The following is a 24,618-nucleotide window of genomic DNA, read 5'->3' on the forward strand; positions in this document are numbered from 1 at the left end:
GCCTGTCAGCCCTTCTCCTCGACTCCGGTGATCGCTCGGACGGCCTCCGCGAACGCCGCGCCTCGCGCGTCGTACCCGGTGAACATGTCCTTGCTGGCACAGCCGGGAGCCATCAGCACGACATCGCCCGGCCGGGCGAACGCGTGTGCGGCGGCCACCGCCTGCGTCATCGCTCCAGTGTCGGTGGAATCGATCACGGTCACGGGGATCTGCGGCGCGTGTCGGGCGAGTGCGTCCGCGATCACCCCCCGGTCGACGCCGAGCAGCACCGCGGCCCGCAGCTTGTCGCCGTAGCGCTGCACCAGCTCGTCGAAGCTGGTGCCCTTGGCCTGGCCGCCGGCGATCCAGACGATCGAGTCGAAGGCCCGCAGCGAGGACGCCGCCGCGTGCGGGTTGGTGGCCTTGGAGTCGTCCACCCAGCGGATCCCGTCGTGTTCGGCGATGGTCTGGATCCGGTGGTCGCCGAGTTCCAGGGTGCGCAGCCCGTCGCGCACCGCGGTGGCGGGGACGCCGAACGAGCGGGCCAGCGCGGCAGCCGCCAAGGCGTTCTCCACGTTGTGCGGGGCGAACGGCCGGACGTCGGAGAGCTTGGCCAGTTCCAGCGCCGAGTCCCTGCGCTGGGCGATGAAGGCCCGGTCGACGATCAGATCGTCGACCACGCCCAGCTGGCCGATCGTCGGGGTGCCCAGGGTGAAGCCGATCGCCCGTGCGCCCTCGGTCACCTCGGCGTCCTCGACCATGTGCAGGGTGGCGTCGTCGGCCACGTTGTAGACGCAGCTGTGGGTGACCCGTTCGAAGATCCGGGCCTTGTCGGCGGCGTAGGCGGTCATCGCATCCGGCGCCCGGCTTTCCCAGGAGGCCGGGTCGGCGTACCACTCCAGGTGGTCGGGCTGCAGGTTGAGCACCGCCGCCGAGTGCAGGCTGAGCGAGTTGGTGGCGTGCAGCTGGAAGCTCGACAGCTCCACGGCCAGCACGTCGTAGCTGACCTCGTCCAGGATCGCCTCGACGATCGGACGCCCCACGTTGCCGACCGCGGAGGTGGTCAGTCCGGCGGCGGTCAGCATCGACTCCAACATGTTGACGGTGGTGGTCTTGCCGTTGGTGCCGGTGACCGCCAGCCACGGCACCACCCGGTCGGGCTGCATCATTCGCCAGGCGAGTTCCACCTCGCCCCAGACCGGCACCCCGCGGCGCCGGGCCTGGGCGATCAGCGGGGCCCGCGGCGTCCAGCCCGGCGAGACGATCAGCAGGTCGGTCTGCGGCGGCAGCACGGCGGTCGAGCCGGGACCGAGCCGGACCTGGGCGCCCAGCACCTCCAGGATCGTCGCCTTCTCGGCGTTGGCCGGGGTGTCGGCGTCATCGAGCACCAGCACGTTCGCGCCGAGTTCGAGCAGTCCGTCGGCAGCGGCGTACCCGGACGCCGCCAGTCCGGCCACCACGACCTGGGCCTGACCCCAGGGCGACAACCGGGTGGCCTGCGCCAACCAGTCGGTCACTGGCCCACCAGCCATTCGCCGTAGAAGATGCCGAGGCCGAGCGCCACGCACAGCCCGCAGATGATCCAGAACCGGGTCACGATGGTGATCTCAGCCCAGCCGAGCAACTCGAAGTGGTGCTGCAGCGGGGCCATCTTGAACAGCCGTTTGCCCTTGGTGGCCTTGAACCAGCCGACCTGCAGCACCACCGAGAGAGTGATGATCAGGAACAGGCCGGCGATGATCAGCATCAGCAGCTCGGTGCGGGTGAACACCGACAAGGCCGCGAAGCCACCGCCGATGGCCAGCGACCCGGTGTCGCCCATGAAGATCTTGGCCGGGCTGGCGTTCCACCACAGGAACCCGAAACAGGCGCCGGCCAGGGCCAGTGCGACCAGCGCCAGGTCGCGCGGGTCACGCACCCAGTAGCACTGCGGCCCTGCCGTCGACAGCGTCGAACAGGACTGGTTGTTCTGCCAGATGTTCACCACCGCATAGGCCGCGAACACCATGGTTGCCGCGCCGGTGGCCAGGCCGTCCAGGCCGTCGGTCAGGTTGGCGGCGTTCGACCAGGAGGCGATCACCAGCACGATCCAGATCGCCGCCGCCCACAGCGGCAGCTGCAGCCAGCTGATGTCGCGCAGAAACGAGATCGCGTTGCTGGCCGGGGTGATGCCCTGATCGTCGGGGAACTGGAAGGACAGGATCGCGAACGACACCGCGACCGCGGTCTGCCCGATCAGCTTGGCCCGGCTGCTGAGGCCCAGCGAGCGCGCCTTGGAGATCTTGATCCAGTCGTCGGCGAAGCCGACCAGGCCCAGCCCGGTGACCAGATAGAGCACCAGGACCCCGGACGCCGTCGGCGGCGACCAGGTCAGAAGGTGGGCCACCGCGTAGGCGAGGATCACCGCCCCGATGATGACGATGCCGCCCATGGTGGGTGTGCCGCGCTTGGTGTGGTGCGCGGTCGGACCGTCGTCGCGGATGAACTGGCCATAGCCGTTCTTGACTAGGACCCGGATCGCGAACCGGGTGCCGAGCAGGGTGCCGAGCAGGCCCAGCCCCCCGGCGAGCAGGATGCTTCTCATGCCGGCCCTCCCGTCGTGTCACCGGCGCCGGACGCCAACGCGTCCGCCACCGTGTCCAGGGCCAGTCCCCGGGATGCCTTCACCACCACGACATCGGACGGTTGCAGATCTGCCCCCGCCACCGCAACCGCCTGTGCCCGATCGGCGACCGTCCAGACCACCCCGGAGGCTTCCCGCGCGCCGGCCGCGATGTCGTCGGCGAAGTCGCCCACCGCCACCACCTCGAACCCCAGGCCGGCGGCCAGCGCACCCAGCGCGCGATGCTCGGCCGGGGCATCCGGGCCGAGTTCCAGCATGTCGCCCAGGACGGCGCGGAGCCGTCCGCCCCGACGCCGCATGCCGGCCACCGTGGTCAGCGCGGCCCGCATCGAATCGGGGTTGGCGTTGTAGGAGTCGTTGACGATCAGCACCCCGTCCGGGCGCGGGCTGAGCTGCATCCGCCACCGCGACAGGGCCGTCGCGCCGCTCAGCGCCTCGCCGACCAGGGACGCCGGCAGGCCCAGCACCAGACCTGCGGCGGCCGCCGCCAGCGCGTTGGCGACCTGGTGGCGTCCGGGGCCCTGCAGCTGCACCGGCACCGCCGCCTCGACCACGCCCGCGGCCCGCAGCGTGAACGCGTGCCGCTGTAGTTCGTCCGGGCCGATGTCGTCGGCCCAGACCCGCAGCTCGCCGGCGTCCGGTTCCCCGACCAGCGAGAAGGTGGCCAGCCGGGCGCGCGTCCGGGACACCATGCCGAGCACCAGCGGGTCGTCGGCGTTCAGCACCGCCCAGCCGCCGGCCGGCAGCGCCTCGACCAGTTCGCCCTTGGCGGCCGCGATGCCGGCGACCGACCCGAACTCGCCCAGGTGGGCGTGACCGACGTTGAGCACCAGGCCGACATCGGGCGGCACGATGCCGCACAGCCAGGCGATGTGGCCGCCGCCGCGGGCGCCCAGCTCGCTGACCAGGTAGCGGGTGTCGTCGCCGACCCGCAGCGCGGTCAGCGGCACCCCGATCTCGTTGTTGAGCGAGCCCTCCGGGCTCACCGTGGGTCCGGCGGCCGCCAGCAGCTGGCCGAGCAGGTCCTTGGTGCTGGTCTTGCCCGACGATCCGGTGACCGCGACGCAGGCCAGCCCGGACGCCTTCGCCTCGGCCACCACGCCGCGGGCCAGGTCGCTCAGGCCCTGCTGGGCGTCCGGCACCACCAGGTGCGCCAGCGGCGCGTCGGTGCGGCGGGTGCAGATCGCGGCCACCGCGCCGCGGGACGCCGCAGCGTCCAGGTAGTCGTGGCCGTCGACGCGCTCCCCCGGCAGGGCCACGAAGACCGCACCGGGCGTAGCCTGCCGGGAGTCGATCACCACATCGGGACCGGCTCGCCGGTCGCCGACGACCGGCGCGGCACCGACCAGCGCCGCAACATCTCGAATGGTGCGTTCACGCACTGTCGTTGTTCCCCCCAACGAGTCGTTGCCATTCTTCGCGAAGCACCGCGACATCGTCGAACGGACTGATCACGCCGCCGACGTCCTGCCCTGTCTCGTGCCCCTTGCCCAACACCGCCACCCAGCCCGTGCTGTGTGCCCGGCGCAGGGCCAACGCGATCGCCGAACGCCGATCGCCGCCGTCCACCACCTCGGTGCCGCCGGCCGCCCTGGCACCGGCCAGCACCGCGGTCCGGATCGCCGCCGGCTGCTCCGAACGCGGATTGTCGTCGGTGACGACGACCAGCTCGGCGTTCGCCGCGGCCGCCGCGCCCATCGGGCCGCGCTTGGTGGCGTCCCGGTCACCGCCGGCGCCGAGCACCGCGACCCGCGGCGCCGGCAAGGCCGCCAACGCCGCCGCCACCGCCTCCGGGGTGTGTGCGAAGTCGACCACCGCGGCCGGCGCGCCCGGCCCGAGGTCGACCCGCTGCATGCGGCCGGGCACAGCCGCGGTCGCGAACGCGCCGACGGCGGTAGCGACGTCCAGCCCGGCGGCGCGCACCATGGCGGCCGCGGTGATCGCGTTGGCGACGTTGAACGAGCCCGGCATGCCGACGGTGAACTCGAGCGGCCCGTCCGGGGTGGCGACCTCGACGCGGGTGCGCCGGTCGGCGTCCGGAGCGGCCGACAGCAGCCGGACGTCGGCGTCCGGCGCGTTGCCGGTGGTCAGCAGCGGTGTGCCCTCGGCGCGGATCAGGCCGGCCAGCCGGCATCCCCATTCGCCGTCGACGTTCACCACGCAGGACCGCGCTCGGCCGCCGAGGAACAGCTCGGCCTTGGCGGCGAAGTAGCTCTCCAGGTCGTGGTGAAAGTCCAGGTGGTCGCGGCCCAGATGGGTGAACGCCGCTACGTCGAAGACGATGCCGCCGACCCGGCGCAGAGCCAGCGCGTGCGAGGAGACCTCCATCGCCACACTGGTGGCGCCGGCGTCGCGCAGCTGCGCCAGCAGCTCCTGCAGGTCGGGTGATTCCGGGGTGGTGACCGTGCTGCGGCTACGGTCTATGACTTCCCCGGCGAGCCGGAAGCCGATTGTGCCCAGGGTGCCGACCCGTTCGCCGAGCGCGGCCAGCGCGTCCTCCAGCAGGAAGACGGTGCTGGTCTTGCCGTTGGTGCCGGTGATGCCGAACATCCGCATCGCACGGGCCGGATGACCGTGCACCGCCGCAGCCACCTCGGCCAGGGTGGCGCGCGGGTCGGCCACCACCACAACCGGAACGCTCACGTCGTCCAGGCCGCCGCCGATCAGGTCTCTGCCAGCGGCGTCGGTGAGCACCAGCGCCGCGCCGCGCCGGACGGCGTCCGCGGCGAACCGGGCACCGTGGGTGTGCTGCCCCGGCAGTGCGGCGTAGAGGTCGCCCGGACGCACCGCCCGCGAATCCAGGCTGACGCCGGTGACGGCGGCGTCCGTCGCACCGGGCAGCAGCCCGGCCAGCCGATCAGCGCGCTCAGCCATGGCTCGACCCTATTACCGGAGCGTGGCGCATCACTTGAGCGGGAGCTTGACGCCCTTGGTGGACGACGGCGTGACGGCGTAGCGGGGCAGCGCCAGGGCCAGCACGTCATGCATCACCGGGGCCGCCACGGCCGCGCCCGAGGAGCCGTTCTTCGGGTTCCAGACCACGGCGTAGACCAGCACCTGCGGGTTCTCGATCGGGGCGACGCCGACGGTGGACACCACCAGCTTGTCCTTGGAGTAGCAGTTGCAGCCCGAGTCGAACAGCCGGGCGGTGCCGGTCTTGGAGCCGATCCGGTAGCCGTTGACCGTGAACGCCGCGCTGCTCTGGTTCAGCGCCTGCTGCTCCATCAGCGACCGCACCTGCTCGGAGGCCTGCTCGCTGATCACCCGGCGCGGCGTGGTGTCCTGGTTGGGCGGGGTGTAGGGCTGGCCGTCGACCGTCGAGATCACGGTCGGCGCATGGTAGACGCCACCGTTGACCGCGGCACCCACCGCCGCCGCGTTCTGGATGGCGGTCACCGCGAGGCTGCTGCCGAAAGCGATGCCGTCCCGGGTGTAGTCGGCCATGTTCGCCTTGGGCAGCAGGCCGGTGGATTCGCCGTTCACACCGATGTTGGTGCGCTGCCCCAGCCCGAACGCGGAGTAATAGGAGTGCAGCTGCTCCTTGGACATCTTGCGGGCCAGCATGATCGTGCCCAGGTTGGACGACTTGGCGAAGACACCGCGAGCCCGCAGGGTGATCTCGCCATGGGTCCAGGAGTCGTGCACCTGGCAGCGATTGTCGTATTTGACGCAGCTCGGGATGTCGACCTTCTCGTCGGGATCGATCGTGCCCGAGTCCAGCAGCGCCGCGAAGGTGAGGACCTTCTGCACCGAACCCGGCTCGTAGACGTTGTTGGTGATCCGGTTGCCCATGTCGTCGGCATCGCCCTTGCCTGGATCGTTGCTGTCGAACGACGGGGCGTTGGCCATCGCCAGCACCTCGCCGGTGTTCGGGTTGGTGACCAGCACGGCAGCCGCCTCGGCGCCACTGTCGACCAGCGCCTTCTTCAGCCGCTGCTCGGCCAGCAGCTGCATCGACGAGTCGATGGTGAGCCCGACGTTGTGGCCGTTCTGCGGCGGGATCAGGACGTTGTCGCCGAGCGGGATCTTCCCGTTCGGGGACGAGTCGTAGACCTCTTTGCCGTCGGTGCCCTTGAGCAGCTTCTCCAGCGACAGCTCCAACCCGCCGGCCGCGTTGCCCTCTTCGTTGACCCAGCCGATCAGATTGGAGGCCAGGCCGCCGTTCGGGTAGCGCCGGGTGGGTGCGGTGATCCGCCGCAGTCCGAGCAGATTCGCGTCGTTCATCTCGGCCTGGATGTCGGCGAAGGTCTGCGCCGGTACCCGCTTGGCGATCACCTTGTAGGAGCTCTTGGCGTCGCTCAGCTGGGGCAGGTACGACTCGGGGGTGCTGCCCAGGTGCTTGGCCAGGATCTGCGCCAGCTGCTGCGGCGCCCCGGCCGCGACCTCGCGATCGAGGGAGGTCATCGCACCGGTGCTCATCTTGCCGTTGGTGAGAATCATCTTGGGGTCGGCGACCACGGTCACGGTCTGTTCGGTGAAGGCCAGGATGTCGCCATACCGGTCGGTGATGTCGCCGCGCAGCGCCGGCAGCACCTGGGACTGCTGCATCTGGTCGGCAGCCTGCTCGGCATAGGTCGGGGCGTCCAGGGCCTGCACCTGCAGCGCCCGTCCGGCACACAGCGAGAAGACCACGGCGATCACGATCAGCAGCACCCGCGTCCGCCGGACCGGCGAGGCCAGCGGCAGCCGCGCTCGCCGGAGCCGGGACAGCTGCCGGGACGCCGTCGACCGCGTCGCCGTCATCGGCCGCTCCCGTTCTTCGTGGCAGTCGAGCTCGGCTTCGTGGTCGCGTCCGCCTTCTTGTTCTCCGCCGCCTTCTTCTTCGCCTCTTCTTCGGCGGCCTTCTTCTTCGCCTCCTCAGCCTTCTTCTTGGCTTCCGCCTCGGCTTGGGCGCGGGCCTTCGCTTCCGCGGCGGCCCGCGCGATCGCCTCGTCGCGCTCCTTGGCGATCTGGTCGAGCTCCTCGGGCGTCCGGTAGCGGACGTCGGGCACCTCGCTTCCGGTCATCGCGGTCGGCTTCCCGATCACGTCGCCGGACGGCAGCGGCAAGTACACCGGGTACGGGTTCGGCACCATGCCCAGCTCGGTCGCGGCGATCGCCAGCCGGGTGCTGGAGCGGGCCTCGGTGACCTCCGTCTCCAGGGCGGCCAGCCGGTAGCCGAGCTGAGTGGCCGCCTTCTGCTGGTCGCGGACGGCGAAGGCCTGCTCCTGCAGCGCGGTGTTGAGCAGCAGCAACCCGACCATGCCCAGCGCCAGCAGCACGGCGAGGCTGAGGATGAACGGGATGCTGGCCATGGTGCGCCGCTGCGGAATCCCGACCTCGCGGAGGCTCCACCGCGGCTGCGGGTGTTCTTCGGGCGCCCGCTTCGGAGCCAGGAGTGCTGTCATGCTGCCACCTCGTCGATCCGTTCCCCCACGCGCAGCCGTGCCGAGGCGGCGCGCGGATTGATCTGCACTTCGTCGTCATCGGGCCGCTCGGCGCCGCGGGTCAGCAGCACCAGGCGGGCGCGTAGCTCGGCGGGCACCTGCGGCAGCCCGCGGGGGGCCCGGTCGGTGGCCGCGTCGCGCAGCGCGTTCTTCACCAGCCGGTCTTCACCCGAGTGGTAGGCCAGCACCGCCAGGCGTCCGCCCGGCGCCAGCGCGTCGATCGCCGCCGGCAACAGCCCGGCCAGGGCAGTCAGCTCGTCGTTGACCGCGATCCGCAGCGCCTGGAAGGTGCGCTTGGCGGGATGCCCTCCCCCGAACGCCCGTGCTGCGGCCGGAATGGCCTGCTCGATCAGCTTCACCAGCCGGGCCGAGCCGGCGAACGGCTCGGCGTCCCGCTCGGCCACGATCCGCCGGACGATCCGGTCGGCGAACCGCTCCTCGCCGAACCGGCGCAGGATCCTGATCAGCTCGCCGGCGTCCGCGGTGTTGAGCAGGTCGGCCGCGGTGAGTCGCTGGGTGTCGTCCATCCGCATGTCGAGCGGGGCGTCGGCGCGGTAGGCGAAGCCGCGCTCGGTGCGGTCGATCTGCATCGAGGACAGGCCCAGGTCGGCCAGGATCGCCTGCACCCGCGGACGTCCGGCCTCGGCGAGCACCTCGGGCAGCTCGTCGTAGCGGGCCTGGAACAGCGCCACCCGGTCGCCGAAGCCGGCCAGCCGCTCTCCGGCGAGATCGAGGGCGTGCCGATCGCGGTCGATACCGATCAGCGCGGCGTCCGGGCAGGCAGTGAGAATGGCCTCGGCGTGACCGCCGAGGCCGAGAGTGCAGTCGACGTAGACCGCTCCGGGGGCCCGCAACGGCACGCTGAGCAGTTCGACGATGCGCGCGCACATCACCGGCACGTGCTCGACGGCTTGCTGCCCGTCCATCTCGACCCCTCCATCTGCCCGGGATGGCGCACCCCCGCATGCGCTGTGGTTTCAACCCGCGAGCGCCGCCTGGCACCGGGGAAGGTGCGCCAGGGGGCGTTGCCCCTCGGATTGAAGCCGCACCGCACGCGACGGTGTTGCTTCGTCGGTGCGGGTCACCCCGCTCCGAATACCTCTTCGTCCATCTGTGCGAAGGCCTCTTCCTGCGCTGCGGCGTAGGTAGCCCAGGTCTCCGCGTCCCACACCTCGATGTGGTCCAAAGCGCCGATCACGACGATCTCCCGGCGCAGGCCCGCGTAATTCCGCAGGTGCTCCGGCACGGTGATCCGGCCTTGACTGTCCGGCGTGGACGAATCCGCGCCGGAGGCGAACATCCGCTGCACCGAGCGCACCTTCGCCAGGCTGGACGATCCCGCGATCATCCGATCGGCGGCCGCCTGGTAGGCGGCCGGGGTGAAGATCGCCAGGCAGCGGTCAGGCTGCCTGGTGATGACGAGACCCCCGTTCAGTTCCTCGCGGAACTTGGCGGGGAGGAAGAAGCGGCCTTTGTCATCGAGCTTCGGGGTGTGGGTGCCCAGGAACACGGGTACCCACCTCCTTCGGCAATCTCCTCCACTTGGCACCACTGTACTCCACTTTCCTCCACCCCGGCACCCCAGCGCTCCCGTGCCGGCGTTTCGGGACGGCCGGTAGGGTGGCAGCAGCCGACGCCAGAGGGGGGATCGTGGAGCGCAGCTCAGCGAACCGAGTGGACGATCTGCAGACCGTCGCCCAGGACATCCGGGCAGCCATCCAGACCGTCATCGAGGGCAAGCCCGAGGCGGTCGAACTGGCCCTGGTGGCTCTGTTCTCGTCCGGCCACCTGTTGATAGAGGACGTCCCGGGCGTCGGCAAGACGATGCTGGCCAAGGCGCTGGCCCGAGCCATCGACGGCACCGCACAGCGGATCCAGTTCACCCCCGACCTGCTGCCCAGCGACATCACCGGGGTGTCGATCTTCAACGCCGAGCACCGGAGTTTCGAGTTCAAGCCCGGCGGCGTGTTCGCGAACATCGTGATCGGCGACGAGATCAACCGGGCGTCGCCGAAGACCCAGTCGGCACTGCTCGAGGCGATGGAGGAACATCAGGTCACCGTCGACGGCGTCACCCATCCGCTGCCCAGCCCGTTCCTGGTCGTGGCCACCCAGAACCCGATCGAGATGGAGGGCACCTATCCCCTGCCCGAGGCGCAACGCGATCGGTTCACCCTGCGCATCTCGATGGGCTACCCGGTGCGGGCGTCCGAGATCGCGATGCTCGACCATCACGGCGGCGGCGACCCGCTCGCCGAACTGCGGCCGGTCACCGACGCGGTCACCGTGGACGCCCTGACCGCCGGGGTGCGGACGGTCTACGTGCACGAGGCGATCAAGGAGTACCTGGTCGACGTGCTCGAAGCCAGCCGGACCAGCCCGGACGTCCGGCTCGGCGGTTCCCCGCGGGCGGGGCTGCAATTGCTCCGCGCCTGCAAGGCCCGTGCCGCGCTCCAGGGCCGGGCGTACGTGATTCCGGACGATGTGCAAGCGCTGGCCGTGCCGGCCCTGGCCCACCGCATCCTGCTCAGCCCGGCCGCCCAGCTGGCTCGGCGCGGCGTGGACGAGGTGGTCCGGGACGCGGTGGCCAGGGTCCGCGTCCCCGACCGCGACCCCGCCTGACCACGATGATCCGGCTGACCTTCCGCGGACTCGGCCTGGTCACCGCCGCGGTCGCCCTGCTGATCGCCGCCGGCACGACCGGGCTCCGCTCGCTGGCCTGGCCGGGCGGACTGCTGATCGGACTGATCGTGGCTGCCGCCGTGCTGAACTGGCGCTCTGCCCGCCGTCCGGACGCCATCCGCTCGCTCGTGCCCGACCGGGTGGCCGCCGGTTCCACGGTGCGCGCCAGCCTCGAATTGCGCCGGGACAGCGTCGACCTGGGCGCCTGGGGATACTTGGACGAAACGGTCCCGGACGGCCTGGGCGACACGCCGACCGTGCCGGTGGCGTCCGGGCAGGGACGGCGGCGCAGCCGGCACCCCTACGAGATGGAGACCTTCGTCCGCGGTCGGTACCTGATCGGGCCCTGCCTGTGGACGACCAACGATCCGCTCGGCCTGACCAGCCGCGTCCGCAAGGTCGGCGGGCGGAGCCTGCTCACCGTCACCCCGGCCATCCACCCGCTCGGCCCGGCCTGGACCGGCGCCGGCACCGGGCTGGTCGGCGAGGCGGCGCAACGGCGCAGCAGCGTGCTGGGCCCGGACGACGCGCTGATCCGCGAATACCGGCCGCGCGACGAGCTGCGCCGCATCCATTGGCCGTCCACCGCCCGCACCGGCACGCTGATGGTCCGCCGCGAGGAGCACGCCTGGGAGCCCAGTGCGCTGATCCTGCTGGACAACCGGCAGGCCGCCCATGTCGGCACCGGGCCGCGGTCCAGCTTCGAGTGGGCGGTGTCGGCGGCGGCGTCGATCGGGATGCAGCTGCTGGACGCCGGCTACGAGGTAGGCCTGGTGGACGCCGCCGGACACCGCCTGGACACCGACGGCGACACCGCGCGCGAGGCGCTGCTGGACCATCTGACCGACAGCACGCTGACCGACACCGGTGATCTCGGCGACGCGCTGCACGCCGAAGGGTCGCGCGCCCAGCTGTTGATCGCGATCCTCGGACGCCTCCGTCCGGCGGACGCCATCGCGCTGACCACCGCGCGCCGGCACGGCACCCAATGCCGGGCGATCGTCGTCCAAGCGGTCGAGTCGGGATCGACTGAGACCGGGCTGGACGATCCGGTGGCGATCCTGCTCGGCAACGGCTGGCAGGTGGTCGCCAACGCGGGAGTGCGCGGCATTCCGCAGGCCTGGGACGCCCTGAGGGACGGAGCGCGCCGGTGAAGGCGTCCGATCTGCTCCGGGGCAGCGTGGCCCTGGCGATGACGTTGTCGCTGACCGGGCTGACGCCGGTGACCGCCGACCGCGGACTGATCGGCGACTGTCTGGTGCTGATCGCGGTGATCGCCGTCGTCGGTATCGCGGCGCGACGGCTGATCCGCGGCAGGGTGCTGGCCGGGGCCGTCCAGGCCGGGGCCGCCGCGGTGACCCTGGTGGTGCTGGCGTTCGCCGCCGGACTGCCCAGCGTGGCCGCGCTGCCACGGGTGCTGGCCGACGGCATGCAGTGGACAGTGATGTCCACCGCACCGATGGGGCCAAACCTCGGCGTCCGGCTGATCGCCACGACCGGGATCGGCATGCTGGCCTACCTGGCCGATCAGCTCGCGGTGGTCCACGAACAGGCCGCCTGGACGCTGCTGCCGATCGGCATTCCCTACCTGCTCACCGCGTTGGCGCTGCCGGAGCGGGCGTCGTTCGGCGCGCTGCTGTGGCTGGCGGCCGGCTATCTGCTGGTGCTGCTGGCCGACACCGCCGGACGGGTGCCGGGGCCGGCAATCTCGGACCGGCCGGTGCGGGCCCTACTCTCCGGCGGGCTGGTCTGCCTGCTCGCGGCGGCGTCCGTCGCGGTCGTGGCCGGCCTGGCCACCCCCGGCGTCGACCCCCAGCGGGGGACGCCGTTCGCCGGCCGCGGGCCGATCCAGATGGGCGATCCGTCGCTCGACCTGCGGCGCAATCTGCAGCAGCCGGTGGACCAGAGGGTGCTCACCTACACCACCAGCACCGGCGATGGTGTCCGGCTGCGGCTGACCGCGCTGCCCGCCTTCGACGCCACCGGCTTCCACCTGCGTCCGATCGACCTGTTCAGCGGCGGACTGCCCGCCCCGCCCGGGGTGGCGTCCGGCCGGCCCCGCTTCCAGATCAGCGTCACGGTGGGGGCCTTCAACTCCGAATGGCTGCCGCTGCCGTACGCTCCGGCCGAGTTCAAGGCAGACGGCGACTGGCGGCACGATCCGCTGTCGATGAGCGTGCTGGCCACCGGCGACCAACGGACGTCGGCCACCAACGGGCTGCGCTACGACGCGACGATCATCGACGTGACGCCGACCGCCCAGCAGGTCAGCGCCGCGACCGCCGGGACGCCGGCGGACGTCGACCTGACCACCGCACTGCCCGACGATCTGCCGGACGGCATTCGCGAACTGGCCCAGCGGATCACCCGCCGAGGCACCACCGACGGACGCCGGGCGCTGCTGATCCAGGACTGGCTGCGCTCGCCGGCCTTCAGCTACAGCCTCGATCCGGCGCCGGGGTCGGGATACGAGACGCTCAGCCGGTTCCTGTTCGGCGACCACATCGGCTACTGCGAGCAGTTCGCGGCGTCGATGGCGGTGCTGGCCCGCGCCGTCGGCATCCCGGCCAGGGTGGCCGTCGGCTTCCTGCCCGGCACCCGCCGCGGGGACGGCTGGGAAGTGCGGATCCGCAATATGCACGCCTGGCCCGAGCTGTACTTCACCGGACTCGGCTGGGTCGCCTTCGAACCGACGCCGGCCGTCGCCCAGCCGCCCGGGTACGCCGGAGGGGGCCCGGAGACGACGGCACCACAGACTCCGAGCACAACCCCGAGCACCGATGTCGAGGAGCCCAGCACCGAACCGCAGGCGCCCCCGCCCTCCCCGGAGCCGGCTGCCCCCGCCCCGCAGGCGACGGACGGCAGCTGGTCGGCGTGGGCGGCGGGTGGCGCCGCGCTGATCGCCCTGGCGGCGTCCGCACCGTCGCTGATCCGCCGCCGACGACGCGCCCGGCGGCTGACCGCGCCGCCGGGCAGGGCGGCGGTCTCGGGGGCGTGGGACGAGGTGCGCGACAGCGTCTGGGACGCCGGCGCCGAATGGCCGCGCGGCTCAGCCCGGCAGATCGCCGCGGCCCTCGCCGCCAGCCTGCCGACAGACGCCGCCGCGGCGCTGGAACGGATCGCGCTGCTGGTCGAACGAGCCCGCTACGCCGAGACACTCGGCGACGTCGCCGATCTGACCACCGAGGTGGAGCTCGTGCGAGCCGGGTTGGCCGCAGACATCGACCGTCGCCGGAGGTGGGGGCGGGTACTGCTGCCACGATCGTTGTGGCGGCGCCTGCGCTGGCGCGGATGACTCCTAACGGAGGGTCTTACTGACCCTCGTCCTGGCGACGGCGCCAGCGCTCTTCCATCTTGTCCATGAACGCCTTCTCACTCTGCGGCGAGCGAGTCGACGGACGCGGCGCGGCAACTTCGCCAACGTGGCGCCATGAGGTGATCGCGACGACGGTGGCGGCGAGCATGATCACGAAGCCCACGATGCTGAGCGCCGGACTCACCTGCATGCCGCCGATCAGGCAGGCGATGCCAGCCAGGAAACCGACGCCGGCAAGCGCGGCTCGACGGCGATGCAGCCGGCGTGTCGTGGTACCACGCAGGGTACTGGCCAGCTTGGGATCCTCGGCTGCCAAAGCCTCTTCCAGCTGAGTAAGGAGTCGCTGTTCCTCCTCGGAAAGAGCCATGCCAACCTCCCTTCGGTTCGTTTCGGGCACACAGGTAGGCCCTCGGACCAAGTCTAGGCGGGTGGCAGGACAAACGGAACAAGGAACGGAAGGGTTCACCCCAAGGGGGCCCAACTTGCGACACAAGCCCGGCTCGAGACCCCGGTGAGAGAACCTCAGGGCTACTCGAGCCGGTGCTCGTTCCTGGTCAGCACAGCGCGCTCCAGACAGCACGGCCCGAACTTCCGGCACCGCGTCCATCGCCTGTTCCGCTTCGCGCCAGCCCCAGTCGGGGTCGTCCAGGGCGGGCTGCCAGGAAGCCTCATGAGACCTCCTGTCGCGGCACCCTGCGGACCAGCCGGCGCGCCACCCGGTCGTAGAAGATGCCCACGTCGCGGACCAGGTCGTCGGCCTCGCGGGCGCTGACCATGGCGACCGCGCCGGCCCGGACGGCCTCGCGCTTCGGCACCGACGCGGCGAAGAAGCCGGCCCACTCGGCGTACTCGGGAGCGGCCTCGGCGAGCACCTGCCAGACGTCGCGCGGCCCGACGGCGACCGCCCGTCCGGACGCCCGGCAGGCCAGCACGACCGCGGCCACCCGCAACGCGGCCAGATGCGCGAGCAGGAACCGTTCCGCCGGACGCTCGGCGAGTTCGGCCTGGGTCAGTGCCGCCACCGCGGAGGCCAACGCTGGGACCGCTGTCATCGCTTCACCTCGGGCTTCCCTTCCGGCTGCACCTCATCGTCGACCTCCGCGGTTGATCGGATCGCGCGGGAACGGACAGCCCCGGTGCGGACGGGGGTCGAGATCCATCCACACCGGGGAGCTGTGAGCCCTTCCCCGGCTCTATTATCGAACATCTGTTCGATGCTCGTCCAGCATAACCCCCCGCTGCCGGACGACGTCAAGCCTGGCAGCCGGCACTGACAGAATCCGGCGCGGTGGGCGTCCGGGCCACGACGGCCGTAGGGTGGCAGCCATGAGTTGTCCGGTGGGCGCGTCGCGGTGAGCCGGCGGATCGTGCTGATCCGGGCGGTCAACCTCGGCGGAACCGGCCGGCTGGCGATGGCGCAGTGGCGTGAACTGGCCGAGTCGCTGGGCGCCCGCGACGTGTCCACCTACATCGCCTCCGGCAACATGGTGTGCACGCCGCCCGCGGACACCGAGGCCTTCGACCGGGCCATGGAGCGCGCGGTCGAGCAGACGTTCGGCTTCTTCCGCGAGGTGATCAGCCGCTCCCGCGAGGAGGTGGTCGCGGCGCTGGAGGCCCACCCGTTCGAGGTGATCGAGCCGAAATACTCCTACCTCAGCTTCCTGACCGCCGTGCCGGCGTCCGAGGCGATCGCGAAGGCGCGTGGCCTGCAGACCGGCGAGGACCGCTGGGAGGTGATCGGGCGCGAACTGCACCTGCGCTACGCCAACGGCGCGGGGCGTCCGCAGCTGAAGGAGGCGGCGCTCGGGCGAGCGTTGGGGGTCGCCGGGACGGCCCGGAACCTCAACACCGTCCGCAAGCTGATCGAGCTGGCGCTCTGATGCCCGCCGGGTGCTGCCGATGAGCGACATCGCCGTGGTCGGCGGTTCGCTGGCGGGTTTGGCGGCATCCGCCCGGCTGGCCAAGGCCGGCCACCGGGTGCTGCTGTTCGAGGCCCGCGACCGGCTCGGCGGACGCTGGGCCGAACCGGGCGCGCTGCCGCCGGCGTTCACCCTGCCGGCGCCCTGGCGGGACCTGTTCCGCAAGTCGGGGCGTCCGTTCGACGCCGAACTCGCCCGCGCCGGACATGCCCTGATGCCGGCCCCGGGAGCCGTCCACCACTTCGCCGACGAGAGCTCGCTGGCGCTCCCGGCCGACCGCGGCGACCAGTGGGCGGCGCTTGGCGAGGCCTGGGGAACGGCAGCGGCGACCCGCTGGCGCGATCTGCTGGACGAGCTCGACGAACGCTGGCAGGTGCTGCGCCGGCTCGGCCTGGAGGACGAGTTCACCGACGCCGCGCTCACCCCGCGGCGCCGCCAGGCCCTCGGCCTGAACCACAGTGTGGCCCGGCTGGCCCGCCGCTTCGGCCATCCGCAGGCGGCGGCGCTGCTTCGCTCGACCGCCTGGCGGATCGGCTCCCGCCCGGAGCGGACGCCCGAGTTCGTCGCCGTCCGGCTGGCGATCGAACGCACCTTCGGCCGCTGGCAGCTGACCCGCGACGGTGTGCCGGTGCCGGCGTCCGACCTGATCGAGCTGTTGGTTGCCCGGCTGGCGTTGCGCCGGGTGGAGGTGCGACTCGGTGAACCGGTCACCGCGATCGAGCCCGGCCGGGTGGTCACCACGGCCGGAGCCCTCGCGGTGGACGCGATCGTCGTCACCGTGAACCCCTGGGAGTACCTGCGGCTGACCGGCGGCGAGCCCATGCTGCGCCGCCGCACCGCCTGGACCCGCCCCGCGGTGGCGCCGCACATCATGGTGGCCCCCGTGCCGGAACGGACCGCCGAACAAGACCCGGCGACGGCAGCCGTCACCGAAGACGTCCACCACGGCCCGACCGGCGTTCGGGTCGAGTACCGGCTGCCCGCAACCGACGGTCCGCTGCTGATCGTCCACGACTTCACCGCCGGCTCCCCCGACCCGGCGTTCGGCACCCGGTGGACGTCGCCGCGCACCTGGCTGCGACAGCCGCCACTGCGCCCCCAGACCGCGACGGTGACCCTGGCAAGCGCGTCCAGCCGAGGCGGCAACGACCCCTGGGCGCAGCTGCTGTCGGCGGCGCTGGCCACCTACGTCACCCACGAGAACCTCACCGGCGCGGACATCCGTCCGACCAACAAGGCGGTCCGGGTGCGGTGAGAATCGCCGCAGGTAGGGCGACAATGGTGCGATGACGAGCTATTCCAGCACGAAAGAGTTCGAAGGGGCGACCTTCGTCAGGGCGAGCTTCAAGGGCGCCACCCTGCGGTTCTCCGACGTCAGCGGAGTGACCATGCGCAGCGTCGATGTGGACGGGCTCGACATCGACAGCCACGACCTGTTCTTCGTCAACGGGGTCGACGTGGTGCCGCTGGTCGACGCGGAGCTCAACCGGCGGTTCCCGGGACGCGAGCTGCAGAAGGCACAGACGCCCGAGGGGCTGCGCGAGGCTTGGGTCGCGGTGCAGGCCGCCTGGCAGGAGACGGTGGCGGGCACGCCGCGCGAGCTGGTGGACGCCCACGTCGAGGACGAGTGGTCGCTTGCCGAGACCCTGCGACACCTGATCCTGGCCACGGACACCTGGCTCCGCGGCGGCATCCTGCGTGTCGAGCAGCCGTTCCACGAGATCGGCCAGATCTTCACCGGCGCCGCCGAGATGGGCTTCGACATGTCGATCTTCCGCGCCCAGGCGCCGACCTACGAGGAGATCCTCGCGGTGCGCGCCGAACGACAGCAGCTGGTCACCGACTTCCTGGCCACGGCCACCCCGCAACTGCTCGCCGAGGAACGCACCAACCCGTGGGGCGGCGACGACTGGCGTCCGACCGTCGGCGACTGCATCCGGGTGATCCTCGAGGAGGAGTGGGCCCACCTGCGGTACATCCGGCGCGATCTGGCTCTCCTCCTGTCCTGACGGGCGGAGCGGTCGCTACAGCAGGATCAGCACCAGCAGCAGGACGATGGCCGCGATCCCGCTGCCGAGCCCGGCGGCCAGCAGCAGGGCGCCGTTGTTGCCCGGCTGCTTCGCCGGCACCAGTTCGCCGGGCGCCAGCGTCCCGGTCTCAATCACCGCGGGCACGACGAAGGTGTCCTTGGCGGGCAGCGCGGCGACCACCTCGGCCACGTCGCCCAGGGTGCGGGCGGCGAACACCCGGTCGAGCATCGCCCGGTAGTCGTCGGTGTCGATGGCGCCACGGGCAAACTCCTCGTTCAGCCGTCCGGCCAGTTCCTCGCGCTCACCGTCGCCCAGCGGCTCCAGGGGCCGCGAGCGGTACTTCGATGAGATCGGCAGGTTGTCCACTCACCCAGGGTAGTGGGGGCGCCGTGTAGGCATGGCGCTCATTCGACAACGGTCATCTCCACCTCGACGTACATCTCCGACTCAGCCGCGCCGGAGTAGATGCCGCGCAGCGGTGGCACGTCGGAATAGTCGCGGCCGATGCCCACCTCGACGTGGAAATCACCGGGTGCGGCGTCGTTGGTCGGGTCGAGCCCGACCCAGGCGCCGTCCCAATACTGCAGCCAGGCGTGCGATTCGGCCTTGCGGGCCTCCCCCGGCACCGGGTTCGCCGATGGCATCAGATAACCGGACACGTAACGGGCCGGGATCCCGACCTTGCGCAGGCCACCGATGGTGACGTGCACCATGTCCTGACAGACGCCGGCGCGGGCCTTCCAGACGTCCTGTGCACGGGTGCGCACATGGGTAACGCCGGGCACGTACTGGACCCGTTGCCTAACCTTCGCCACCACCGCGGCCACGGTCTCGGCCGGGGACGCCTCGCGGGCCACCCCGGCCGCGAATCCCGACAGGTCTGTGCCGGGATCGACGTAGTCGCCGACGGTCAGCATCTCGACCATCCGGTCCTCGAAGCCAGGATCGGCCAACTCCTCCCAGCTGACACCGGGTGCGGAGTCGCCGCCGCGGGTCACTTCGACGGTCGCGGTGGACGTCACACCGAGCCGCGAATGCCGCTCGCGAATCTCGAAGGCGGTGACCTTGGTGCCCCAGTAGTCGCGGTAGCTCAGCACCCACGGCGCCGGCTGAATGTCGATGCGGGACGACACCACCCACTGCTCGCGGGTGGTGCGCGGGGTCATCCGCACCTCGTTGTACGAGCCCAGGACCGGATCGCGATAGGCGTACCCGGTGTGATGGACGATCCGGATCTGCCTGGTCACTGTTCGCCTCCCCGCCACACGGCCGCGGTGGCGCCCTCGAAGTACCGCTGGCTGATCGCCGCGCTGGCCTGGTTGCACACCCATTGCAGGTCCGCCATCCGGCTGGGCAGGTCGAGCAGCACCTCTCCCGGAGGACGATACTCCAGCTCCGCCCGCGCCGTGCCGAGCAGCCGCTGGGCGGCATCCTCGATGCCGGCCCGCCGCTCGGTCTGGCCCAGGTCGGCCAGCGCGTCCTCGGCGGCGGTGAGGGTGAACACCAGCGACCGCGGGAACAGCCGGTCGAGCAGCAGGAACTCGGCGGCGTCCCGGTCGGTGGTGACACCGCCGTAGGTGCGCAGGAAGGCGTGGTGGGCGCCGCAGCCGCGCAGCACGTTGTTCCAGGCACTCTGCGAACCCGAGGTGATCGATGCCGACTGAATCAGCCGGGCGGTCATATCGGCCCGCTCGATAGAACGGCCCAGGATCAGGAACTGCCAGCCCTCGTCGTGGCTCATGGTGGAGTCGGCGGTGCCGGAGATGACCGCGCAGCGTTCCCGGATGTGCTTGAACGCGGTAGCCGGACGCATCCGCTGCAGGCGTCCGCCCCGCACCGAGTTCCAGGTGGTGTTGATCGCCTCCCACATCTCGGTGGAGACCGTCTCGCGCGCCCGGCGCGCCGATTCCCGTGCCCCGCCCAGCGCCGCAGCCACGGACGCCGGCGAGTCCGAGTCGTAGCACAGCGCGGTCAGCACGTACTGGGCGTCGGCAGTCTTGCCCTCCGGCGGCGGGAACCCCATCACCTCTAGCAGCGACTGGCCGGCAGCGTCCTGATCGACGCTCGGGTCGTCCAGCAGCAGCTGCAGGTGCACCTCGACGATCCGGCAGGTGTCCTCGGCCCGCTCCAGGTAGCGCCCGATCCAGAACAGCGATTCGGCGATCCGGCTCAGCATGACGCCCCCATCCACTGGCTCTGCTGTTGCTGTTCCTGTTGCTGCTGAATGCTCTCGTCGGCGATGTCGGCCAGCGGGACCACCATCGGCGTCGCCCTGGGCCGGGTCCGTTTCCGCTGCCCCCGGACGCCGTCGCGGGCCAGCACCCAGGTGTCCTTCGAGCCGCCGCCCTGGGAGGAGTTCACGATCAGCTCACCCTCGGGCAGCGCGACTCGGGTCAGCCCGCCGGGCAGCACATAGATGCTGTTGCCGTTGTTCACCGCGAACGGTCGCAGGTCGACGTGCCGCGGCCGCATGCTGCCTTCGATCATCGTCGGCACGGTGGACAACTGCACCACCGGCTGGGCGATCCAGCCGCGCGGGTTGGCCAGCACGTCGGAGCGCAGCTTGTCGAGCTTGCGCTGGCTGGCCACCGGGCCGATCACGATGCCCTTGCCACCCGAGCCGTCCACCGGCTTCAGCACCAACTCGTCCAACCGGTCGAGCACCTCTTCGCGGGAGTCCGGATCTTCCATCCGCCAGGTGTCGACGCCGGGAATCACCGGCTCCTCGTTCAGGTAGTAGCGGATCAGGTCGGGCACATAGGTGTAGACCAGCTTGTCGTCGGCCACCCCGTTGCCGACGCAGTTGGCCAGCGTCACGTTGCCGGCCCGGACGGCGTTGATCAGCCCCGCGCAACCCAGCATCGAGTCGGCCCGGAAGGTGGCCGGGTCGAGGAATTCGTCGTCCAGGCGGCGGTAGATGACGTGCACCGGACGCAGCCCCTGTGTGGTGCGCACCCGGACCCGGCCGGCCTGGCAGACCAGGTCGCGTCCCTCGACCAACTCGACGCCCATCATCCGGGCCAACAGGGCGTGCTCGAAGTAGGCGGAGTTGTAGACGCCGGGCGTGAGCACTACCACGTTCGGGTCGGAGATGCCGTTGGGAGCCGCGGCACGCAGGGCGGCCAGCAGTTGCAGCGGGTACTGCTCGACCGGACGGATCCGGTGCCGACTGGTCACCTCAGGCAGCGCCGAGAACATCGCCCGCCGGTTCGTCATCACGTAGGAGACTCCGGACGGCACCCGGACGTTGTCCTCGAGAACCCGGAAGGTGCCCTCGTTGTCGCGGATCAGGTCGATGCCCGAGACGTGCACCCGGACGCCGTTGGCCGGCACCACGCCGTGCATCACCCGGTGGAAGTGCGGTGAACTGGTCACCACCCGGCGCGGAATCACCCCGTCGTCGAACACCTTGCCGTCGCCGTAGACATCGGCCAGGAACGCCTCCAGCGCCTTCACCCGCTGGGTCACGCCGGCCTCGATGGTGGCCCATTCGTCGGCCAGCAGGATGCGCGGCACGATATCGAGCGGGAACGGCCGCTCCTCACCGCCGATGTCGAAGGTGACGCCCTGGTCGAGGTAGGTGCTCTTCAGATAATCGGCCCGCGACCGGACCTCGTCCGCCTCCAGCTTGCCCAGCTGCCGCAGTGCCGACGAGTAGGCCGTCCGGACTCCCTCGCCGGAGATCATCTCGTCGAAAGCCGGCCCCGTCGCCTGATAGTCCGAGAACAGTGCGCTCACGTCGGTCAGAGTATTGCCGAATTGTTTCATCGTGGTATCACCGGGCCGATCCTCATCACACCAGTTCCGGGACGTCCGCGGTCGTCAACAGTCCGATCAGGTCACGGACCTCGGGGTGCTCACCGCCGCGGAGGCCGTCGATAAGGGTCCGGACGCTCGGCGGGCCGAGCCGGCGAGCGCCGCGCCGAGCGTGTCGAGCAGATGCAGCCGGGTACGCGCCACGGTGCGGACGGCACGCGGTCGATCCGCAGCCCGGCGGCGAACCGGGCGAACCGGGCCGAGGCGGTTCATCGTCCGGCCGCCGGCTGCGCGTGCCGGTCGAAGACGGTCACCGGATGGTCGGCGGGCAGTTCCGCGGCCGGGACGCGTCCGATCCACCACTGGGCGATCACGGCGCCGGTCGCCACCCAGACATCGCCGACCTCGACGACGCGGTCGAGCAGTTCGCCCAGCATGGCCGCCCGTGCCGGCGTCCCGATCAGTTCCGGGTGCAGATCGAGGACGAACAGCAGGCCCTCGTCGCGGTGGGCGTCGAACTCGATCGTCCAGTTGGCCAGCACGTCGCCGATCGGCGCGATCCGCGGGCTGCCGAGCGGGATCGGCGGGTCGAGGTTGAAGGCGAAGTAGGCGGCATCGTCCAACTCGTGATGATGCGGCAGATCGACCAGTCCGGACGGCAGCGTGACCGGCAGGTCGTCGCCGCGCGACTGGGACGACCAGGTGTAGCCATCGGGGCGCAGCAGACCGGCCAGCCTGGGGTCGGCGTCGCCGCGACCCGGCCGGAACCCGACCGTCCGGACGCCGTGGCGCTGCTCGACCACCTCGCGGGCACGGGTCACCAGCTGGTGCTGCTCGCGCAGCCCGAGGGCACCGAAGTTCTCCAACGCGACGCCGCTGGTGGCCAGCTCGTGGCCTTCGGCGATCACCTCGGCGACCAGCGACGCGTGGCACAGGGCGTTCTGCGCCGGCACGAACCAGCTGCTGGGCAGTCCCCGGTCGGCCAGCACGCCGAGCAGCCGCTGCACCCCGCGGGTAGCCCCGTAACGGCCCACCGACAAGGACTTCTGCCGGGTGGCGGCGCTCGAGTCGAGGGCCAGAACGGCCAGTTCGGCGTCGAACGAGACGGTGATCAGGCAGCCGGCGCGGGCTCCGTCCGGCCATCCGGCGCTCACTGGACGCCCTGGATGGCACGGGTGTGGCCGGCGATGTCGGCCAGCGTGGCGAACCAGGGCCGGTTGCCGCGCAGGTGGGCGATCCACTGCGCCAGCAGCGCGGCCGGTCCGGGCCGGCCGATGAATTTGGGGTGGAAGATGGTGACCAGGCAACCGCCGGCGGCGTGGTAGCCGTCGGCTTCCCGCCGCCAGGCGTCCAGGGTGGCCGGGTAGGACGCGATGCGTGCCCCGCCCGAGGGCCAGTCCGGGTCACGGGTGTAGGCCAGGCTGGTGTAGTCGTCCAGTTCGGAGCGGGCCGGAATCTCGATCAGGTCGGCGTCCGGGTACCGGTACGGACGGTCGTCGTCGCGCATCGAACTGGAGTAGCTGAACCCGAGTTCCGCGAGCAGGGCTGGGGTGCCGGGCGTCCAATCCCCCGACGGGGTGCGGAACCCGGTCGCGACGGTTCCGAGTTCTGCGGCGAAGATGCGCTGGCTTCTTTCGATGAGGGCGCGCTGGCCGGCCAGGTCGTAGTCGGCGAATCGTTCGTGCCGGTAGCCGTGGTGGGCCACCTCATGGCCGGCGTCGATCAGCCGACGACACTGCCGCGGCCAATTCTCGACCACCCAGGCCGGCACGAAGAAGGTGGCCGGCAACGTGTCGAGAAGGCGCAGCAGCCGGTCGACGGCCCGCCACGGTCCATACGCCCCTTGACTGAAATAGGACGGCCGGCTCCACAGCGATCCGCCCAGCATGGCATCGCCGGTCGGGCCGTCCAGATCGAAGGCAAGAGCGACCGCGCTGGCCCGATCATCGGGCCAGCGCGGTGTGTTGTCGCCAGTGGGTGGTGAGATCACTTGGTGCCGTTGATCGCCGGCTTCAGCTTGTACTCCTCCAGGCCCCACTTCTTCAGGATCGCGTCATAGGTGCCGTCGGCCTGAATGGCCTCGAACGCCTTCAACAGCGCGTTGGCGAGCTGGGTGGCGTCCTTCTTCACGATCGCACCGAACGGAGTGCCGGGCAGCGCGTCGAGGACGACCTTGTACTTGCCCTTCTCGGTGAATTGGTCGAGGTAGGCGATACCCTCGCCGCCCTGCACGGCCAGGTCGGCCCGGCCCTGCTGAATCTGCAGCCGCGCCGCCGCACCCGAATCGGTGCCGAGCCGTTCCACGGCCGGCTTACCGGCGTCCTCACAGACCTTCTTGCTGACGTCGGCCACCTGGTCGTAGTAGTCGGTCTTCGAGCTGACCGCCACCTTCTTGCCGCAGATCGCGTCCTGCGAGGTGTAGACGCCGGCCTTGTCGGTGAGGGCGTAGAAGCGGCCCTGCGAGTTGAGATAGTCGACGAAGGTGGCGCTCTTCTGCCGCTCGACAGTGTCCGAGATGCCCGACATCACGGTGTCTACCCGGCCGGTCGCCACCGAGTTGATCAACTGGTCGAAGGGCGTCTCGACCAGTTCGACCTTGACCCCGAGGTTCTTGGCCACCGCGTTCGCCAGATCGATGTCGGCGCCGATGGTCTCGGTGGTGTTGTCCGGGTTCTTGAACGCCATCGGCGCGTAGGCCGGCGACGTCCCGACCTTGAGGGTGCCGCTCTGCGCGATGGCCGCCGGCAACCCGCTCGGGTCCGCCGACGGATCGGCGCTCGGCGTGGTCTTCGCCGGCACGCAGCCGGACAGGACGATCACGGTCAGTGCCGCGCCGGCCGCGGCGACGCGGCCCTTGAATGTGAACATTGTGCTCCTCGGGTGAAAC

23 protein-coding genes are annotated in these 24,618 nt (G+C 71.1%); 6 read left to right on the top strand and 17 right to left on the bottom strand.

The window, feature by feature from the left end; all coding sequences use genetic code 11:
• Positions 1-5: 5 nt before the first annotated feature.
• The 8 genes from murD to mraZ all read right to left on the bottom strand — a co-directional run bounded on the left by murD (position 6) and on the right by mraZ (position 9,538).
• On the bottom strand, positions 6-1,511 hold the full coding sequence (gene murD / locus QM619_RS15460; RefSeq protein WP_415110681.1) for a UDP-N-acetylmuramoyl-L-alanine--D-glutamate ligase: 1,506 nt from the start codon (positions 1,509-1,511) through the stop codon (positions 6-8).
• Entirely contained in the window at positions 1,493-2,563 is a 1,071-nt protein-coding gene (mraY, locus tag QM619_RS15465) for a phospho-N-acetylmuramoyl-pentapeptide-transferase (protein WP_415110684.1), read from the bottom strand. The genes murD and mraY overlap by 19 nt, the downstream gene beginning before the upstream one ends.
• Entirely contained in the window at positions 2,560-3,984 is a 1,425-nt protein-coding gene (locus tag QM619_RS15470) for a UDP-N-acetylmuramoyl-tripeptide--D-alanyl-D-alanine ligase (protein WP_415110687.1), read from the bottom strand. The genes mraY and QM619_RS15470 overlap by 4 nt, the downstream gene beginning before the upstream one ends.
• Positions 3,977-5,476: a UDP-N-acetylmuramoyl-L-alanyl-D-glutamate--2,6-diaminopimelate ligase gene (locus tag QM619_RS15475; protein WP_415110690.1), complete on the bottom strand. Its 1,500-nt coding sequence runs from the start codon at positions 5,474-5,476 to the stop codon at positions 3,977-3,979. The genes QM619_RS15470 and QM619_RS15475 overlap by 8 nt, the downstream gene beginning before the upstream one ends.
• Before the next feature lie 30 nt (positions 5,477-5,506).
• A complete protein-coding gene (locus tag QM619_RS15480) occupies positions 5,507-7,345 on the bottom strand; it encodes a peptidoglycan D,D-transpeptidase FtsI family protein (RefSeq protein ID WP_415110693.1) in 1,839 nt (612 codons plus the stop codon).
• The gene (locus QM619_RS15485; RefSeq protein WP_415110696.1) at positions 7,342-7,989 is read right to left on the bottom strand and encodes a hypothetical protein; all 648 of its coding nucleotides are present in this window, start codon (positions 7,987-7,989) and stop codon (positions 7,342-7,344) included. Before QM619_RS15485 ends, QM619_RS15480 begins: the two co-directional genes overlap by 4 nt.
• Positions 7,986-8,954: a 16S rRNA (cytosine(1402)-N(4))-methyltransferase RsmH gene (gene rsmH, locus QM619_RS15490; protein ID WP_415110699.1), complete on the bottom strand. Its 969-nt coding sequence runs from the start codon at positions 8,952-8,954 to the stop codon at positions 7,986-7,988. The genes QM619_RS15485 and rsmH overlap by 4 nt, the downstream gene beginning before the upstream one ends.
• A gap of 155 nt (positions 8,955-9,109) precedes the next feature.
• Positions 9,110-9,538, bottom strand: a complete 429-nt coding sequence (mraZ, locus tag QM619_RS15495; protein WP_415110702.1) for a division/cell wall cluster transcriptional repressor MraZ — start codon at positions 9,536-9,538, stop codon at positions 9,110-9,112.
• Positions 9,539-9,678: 140 nt separating this feature from the next.
• Between mraZ and QM619_RS15500 the strand changes: the two genes are divergently transcribed.
• From QM619_RS15500 to QM619_RS15510, 3 genes are read left to right on the top strand one after another with little or no spacing between them, the layout of a single operon-like run.
• A complete protein-coding gene (locus tag QM619_RS15500; protein WP_415110704.1) occupies positions 9,679-10,650 on the top strand; it encodes an AAA family ATPase in 972 nt (323 codons plus the stop codon).
• Between the two features lie 5 nt (positions 10,651-10,655).
• Positions 10,656-11,864, top strand: coding sequence for a DUF58 domain-containing protein (locus QM619_RS15505; protein ID WP_415110707.1), 1,209 nt, complete (start codon positions 10,656-10,658; stop codon positions 11,862-11,864).
• A complete protein-coding gene (locus QM619_RS15510) occupies positions 11,861-14,005 on the top strand; it encodes a transglutaminaseTgpA domain-containing protein (RefSeq protein ID WP_415110710.1) in 2,145 nt (714 codons plus the stop codon). Before QM619_RS15505 ends, QM619_RS15510 begins: the two co-directional genes overlap by 4 nt.
• A gap of 16 nt (positions 14,006-14,021) precedes the next feature.
• On the opposite strand, the gene QM619_RS15515 is transcribed toward QM619_RS15510, so the two are convergent.
• The gene (locus tag QM619_RS15515) at positions 14,022-14,393 is read right to left on the bottom strand and encodes a DUF3040 domain-containing protein (RefSeq protein ID WP_415110712.1); all 372 of its coding nucleotides are present in this window, start codon (positions 14,391-14,393) and stop codon (positions 14,022-14,024) included.
• Positions 14,394-14,694: 301 nt separating this feature from the next.
• Entirely contained in the window at positions 14,695-15,078 is a 384-nt protein-coding gene (locus QM619_RS15520) for an SAV_6107 family HEPN domain-containing protein (RefSeq protein ID WP_415110715.1), read from the bottom strand.
• 300 nt (positions 15,079-15,378) lie between these two features.
• On the opposite strand from QM619_RS15520, the gene QM619_RS15525 reads away from it, so the two are divergent.
• The 3 genes from QM619_RS15525 to QM619_RS15535 are packed head-to-tail and all read left to right on the top strand — an operon-like array spanning position 15,379 to position 17,954.
• Positions 15,379-15,906, top strand: a complete 528-nt coding sequence (locus QM619_RS15525; protein WP_415110718.1) for a DUF1697 domain-containing protein — start codon at positions 15,379-15,381, stop codon at positions 15,904-15,906.
• 19 nt (positions 15,907-15,925) lie between these two features.
• Positions 15,926-17,200: a phytoene desaturase family protein gene (locus QM619_RS15530; protein WP_415110721.1), complete on the top strand. Its 1,275-nt coding sequence runs from the start codon at positions 15,926-15,928 to the stop codon at positions 17,198-17,200.
• 31 nt (positions 17,201-17,231) lie between these two features.
• Positions 17,232-17,954, top strand: coding sequence for a DinB family protein (locus QM619_RS15535; RefSeq protein WP_415110724.1), 723 nt, complete (start codon positions 17,232-17,234; stop codon positions 17,952-17,954).
• A 15-nt stretch (positions 17,955-17,969) separates the two neighbouring features.
• Here the strand turns inward: QM619_RS15535 and QM619_RS15540 are convergent, their stop codons facing one another.
• The 7 genes from QM619_RS15540 to QM619_RS15570 form a co-directional block, all read right to left on the bottom strand.
• The gene (locus QM619_RS15540; protein ID WP_415110729.1) at positions 17,970-18,341 is read right to left on the bottom strand and encodes a DUF1707 SHOCT-like domain-containing protein; all 372 of its coding nucleotides are present in this window, start codon (positions 18,339-18,341) and stop codon (positions 17,970-17,972) included.
• Between the two features lie 38 nt (positions 18,342-18,379).
• A complete protein-coding gene (locus QM619_RS15545; RefSeq protein ID WP_415110731.1) occupies positions 18,380-19,222 on the bottom strand; it encodes a transglutaminase family protein in 843 nt (280 codons plus the stop codon).
• On the bottom strand, positions 19,219-20,151 hold the full coding sequence (locus tag QM619_RS15550) for an alpha-E domain-containing protein (protein ID WP_415110734.1): 933 nt from the start codon (positions 20,149-20,151) through the stop codon (positions 19,219-19,221). Before QM619_RS15550 ends, QM619_RS15545 begins: the two co-directional genes overlap by 4 nt.
• Positions 20,145-21,713, bottom strand: coding sequence for a circularly permuted type 2 ATP-grasp protein (locus tag QM619_RS15555; protein WP_415110737.1), 1,569 nt, complete (start codon positions 21,711-21,713; stop codon positions 20,145-20,147). Before QM619_RS15555 ends, QM619_RS15550 begins: the two co-directional genes overlap by 7 nt.
• A 287-nt stretch (positions 21,714-22,000) precedes the next feature.
• Positions 22,001-22,885, bottom strand: coding sequence for a polysaccharide deacetylase family protein (locus tag QM619_RS15560; RefSeq protein WP_415110740.1), 885 nt, complete (start codon positions 22,883-22,885; stop codon positions 22,001-22,003).
• A complete protein-coding gene (locus QM619_RS15565) occupies positions 22,882-23,721 on the bottom strand; it encodes a polysaccharide deacetylase family protein (RefSeq protein ID WP_415110743.1) in 840 nt (279 codons plus the stop codon). The genes QM619_RS15560 and QM619_RS15565 overlap by 4 nt, the downstream gene beginning before the upstream one ends.
• Complete coding sequence (locus QM619_RS15570; protein WP_415110746.1) at positions 23,718-24,599, bottom strand: ABC transporter substrate-binding protein; 882 nt, start codon at positions 24,597-24,599, stop codon at positions 23,718-23,720. The genes QM619_RS15565 and QM619_RS15570 overlap by 4 nt, the downstream gene beginning before the upstream one ends.
• Positions 24,600-24,618 lie beyond the last annotated feature (19 nt).

The sequence above is a fragment of the Micropruina sp. genome, from assembly GCF_047606665.1.
Taxonomy (GTDB): Bacteria; Actinomycetota; Actinomycetes; order Propionibacteriales; family Propionibacteriaceae; genus Micropruina.

Bases quoted from the DNA above. Each gene is read 5' to 3' on its own strand.
- rsmH (WP_415110699.1), bottom strand. From the start codon at position 8,954: ATGGACGGGCAGCAAGCCGTCGAGCACGTGCCGGTGATGTGCGCGCGC.
- QM619_RS15570 (WP_415110746.1), bottom strand. From the start codon at position 24,599: ATGTTCACATTCAAGGGCCGCGTCGCCGCGGCCGGCGCGGCACTGACC.
- QM619_RS15475 (WP_415110690.1), bottom strand. From the start codon at position 5,476: ATGGCTGAGCGCGCTGATCGGCTGGCCGGGCTGCTGCCCGGTGCGACG.
- QM619_RS15505 (WP_415110707.1), top strand. From the start codon at position 10,656: ATGATCCGGCTGACCTTCCGCGGACTCGGCCTGGTCACCGCCGCGGTC.
- QM619_RS15520 (WP_415110715.1), bottom strand. From the start codon at position 15,078: ATGACAGCGGTCCCAGCGTTGGCCTCCGCGGTGGCGGCACTGACCCAG.
- QM619_RS15485 (WP_415110696.1), bottom strand. From the start codon at position 7,989: ATGACAGCACTCCTGGCTCCGAAGCGGGCGCCCGAAGAACACCCGCAG.
- QM619_RS15535 (WP_415110724.1), top strand. From the start codon at position 17,232: ATGACGAGCTATTCCAGCACGAAAGAGTTCGAAGGGGCGACCTTCGTC.
- QM619_RS15480 (WP_415110693.1), bottom strand. From the start codon at position 7,345: ATGACGGCGACGCGGTCGACGGCGTCCCGGCAGCTGTCCCGGCTCCGG.
- QM619_RS15515 (WP_415110712.1), bottom strand. From the start codon at position 14,393: ATGGCTCTTTCCGAGGAGGAACAGCGACTCCTTACTCAGCTGGAAGAG.
- murD (WP_415110681.1), bottom strand. From the start codon at position 1,511: ATGGCTGGTGGGCCAGTGACCGACTGGTTGGCGCAGGCCACCCGGTTG.
- QM619_RS15550 (WP_415110734.1), bottom strand. From the start codon at position 20,151: ATGCTGAGCCGGATCGCCGAATCGCTGTTCTGGATCGGGCGCTACCTG.
- mraY (WP_415110684.1), bottom strand. From the start codon at position 2,563: ATGAGAAGCATCCTGCTCGCCGGGGGGCTGGGCCTGCTCGGCACCCTG.
- QM619_RS15530 (WP_415110721.1), top strand. From the start codon at position 15,926: ATGAGCGACATCGCCGTGGTCGGCGGTTCGCTGGCGGGTTTGGCGGCA.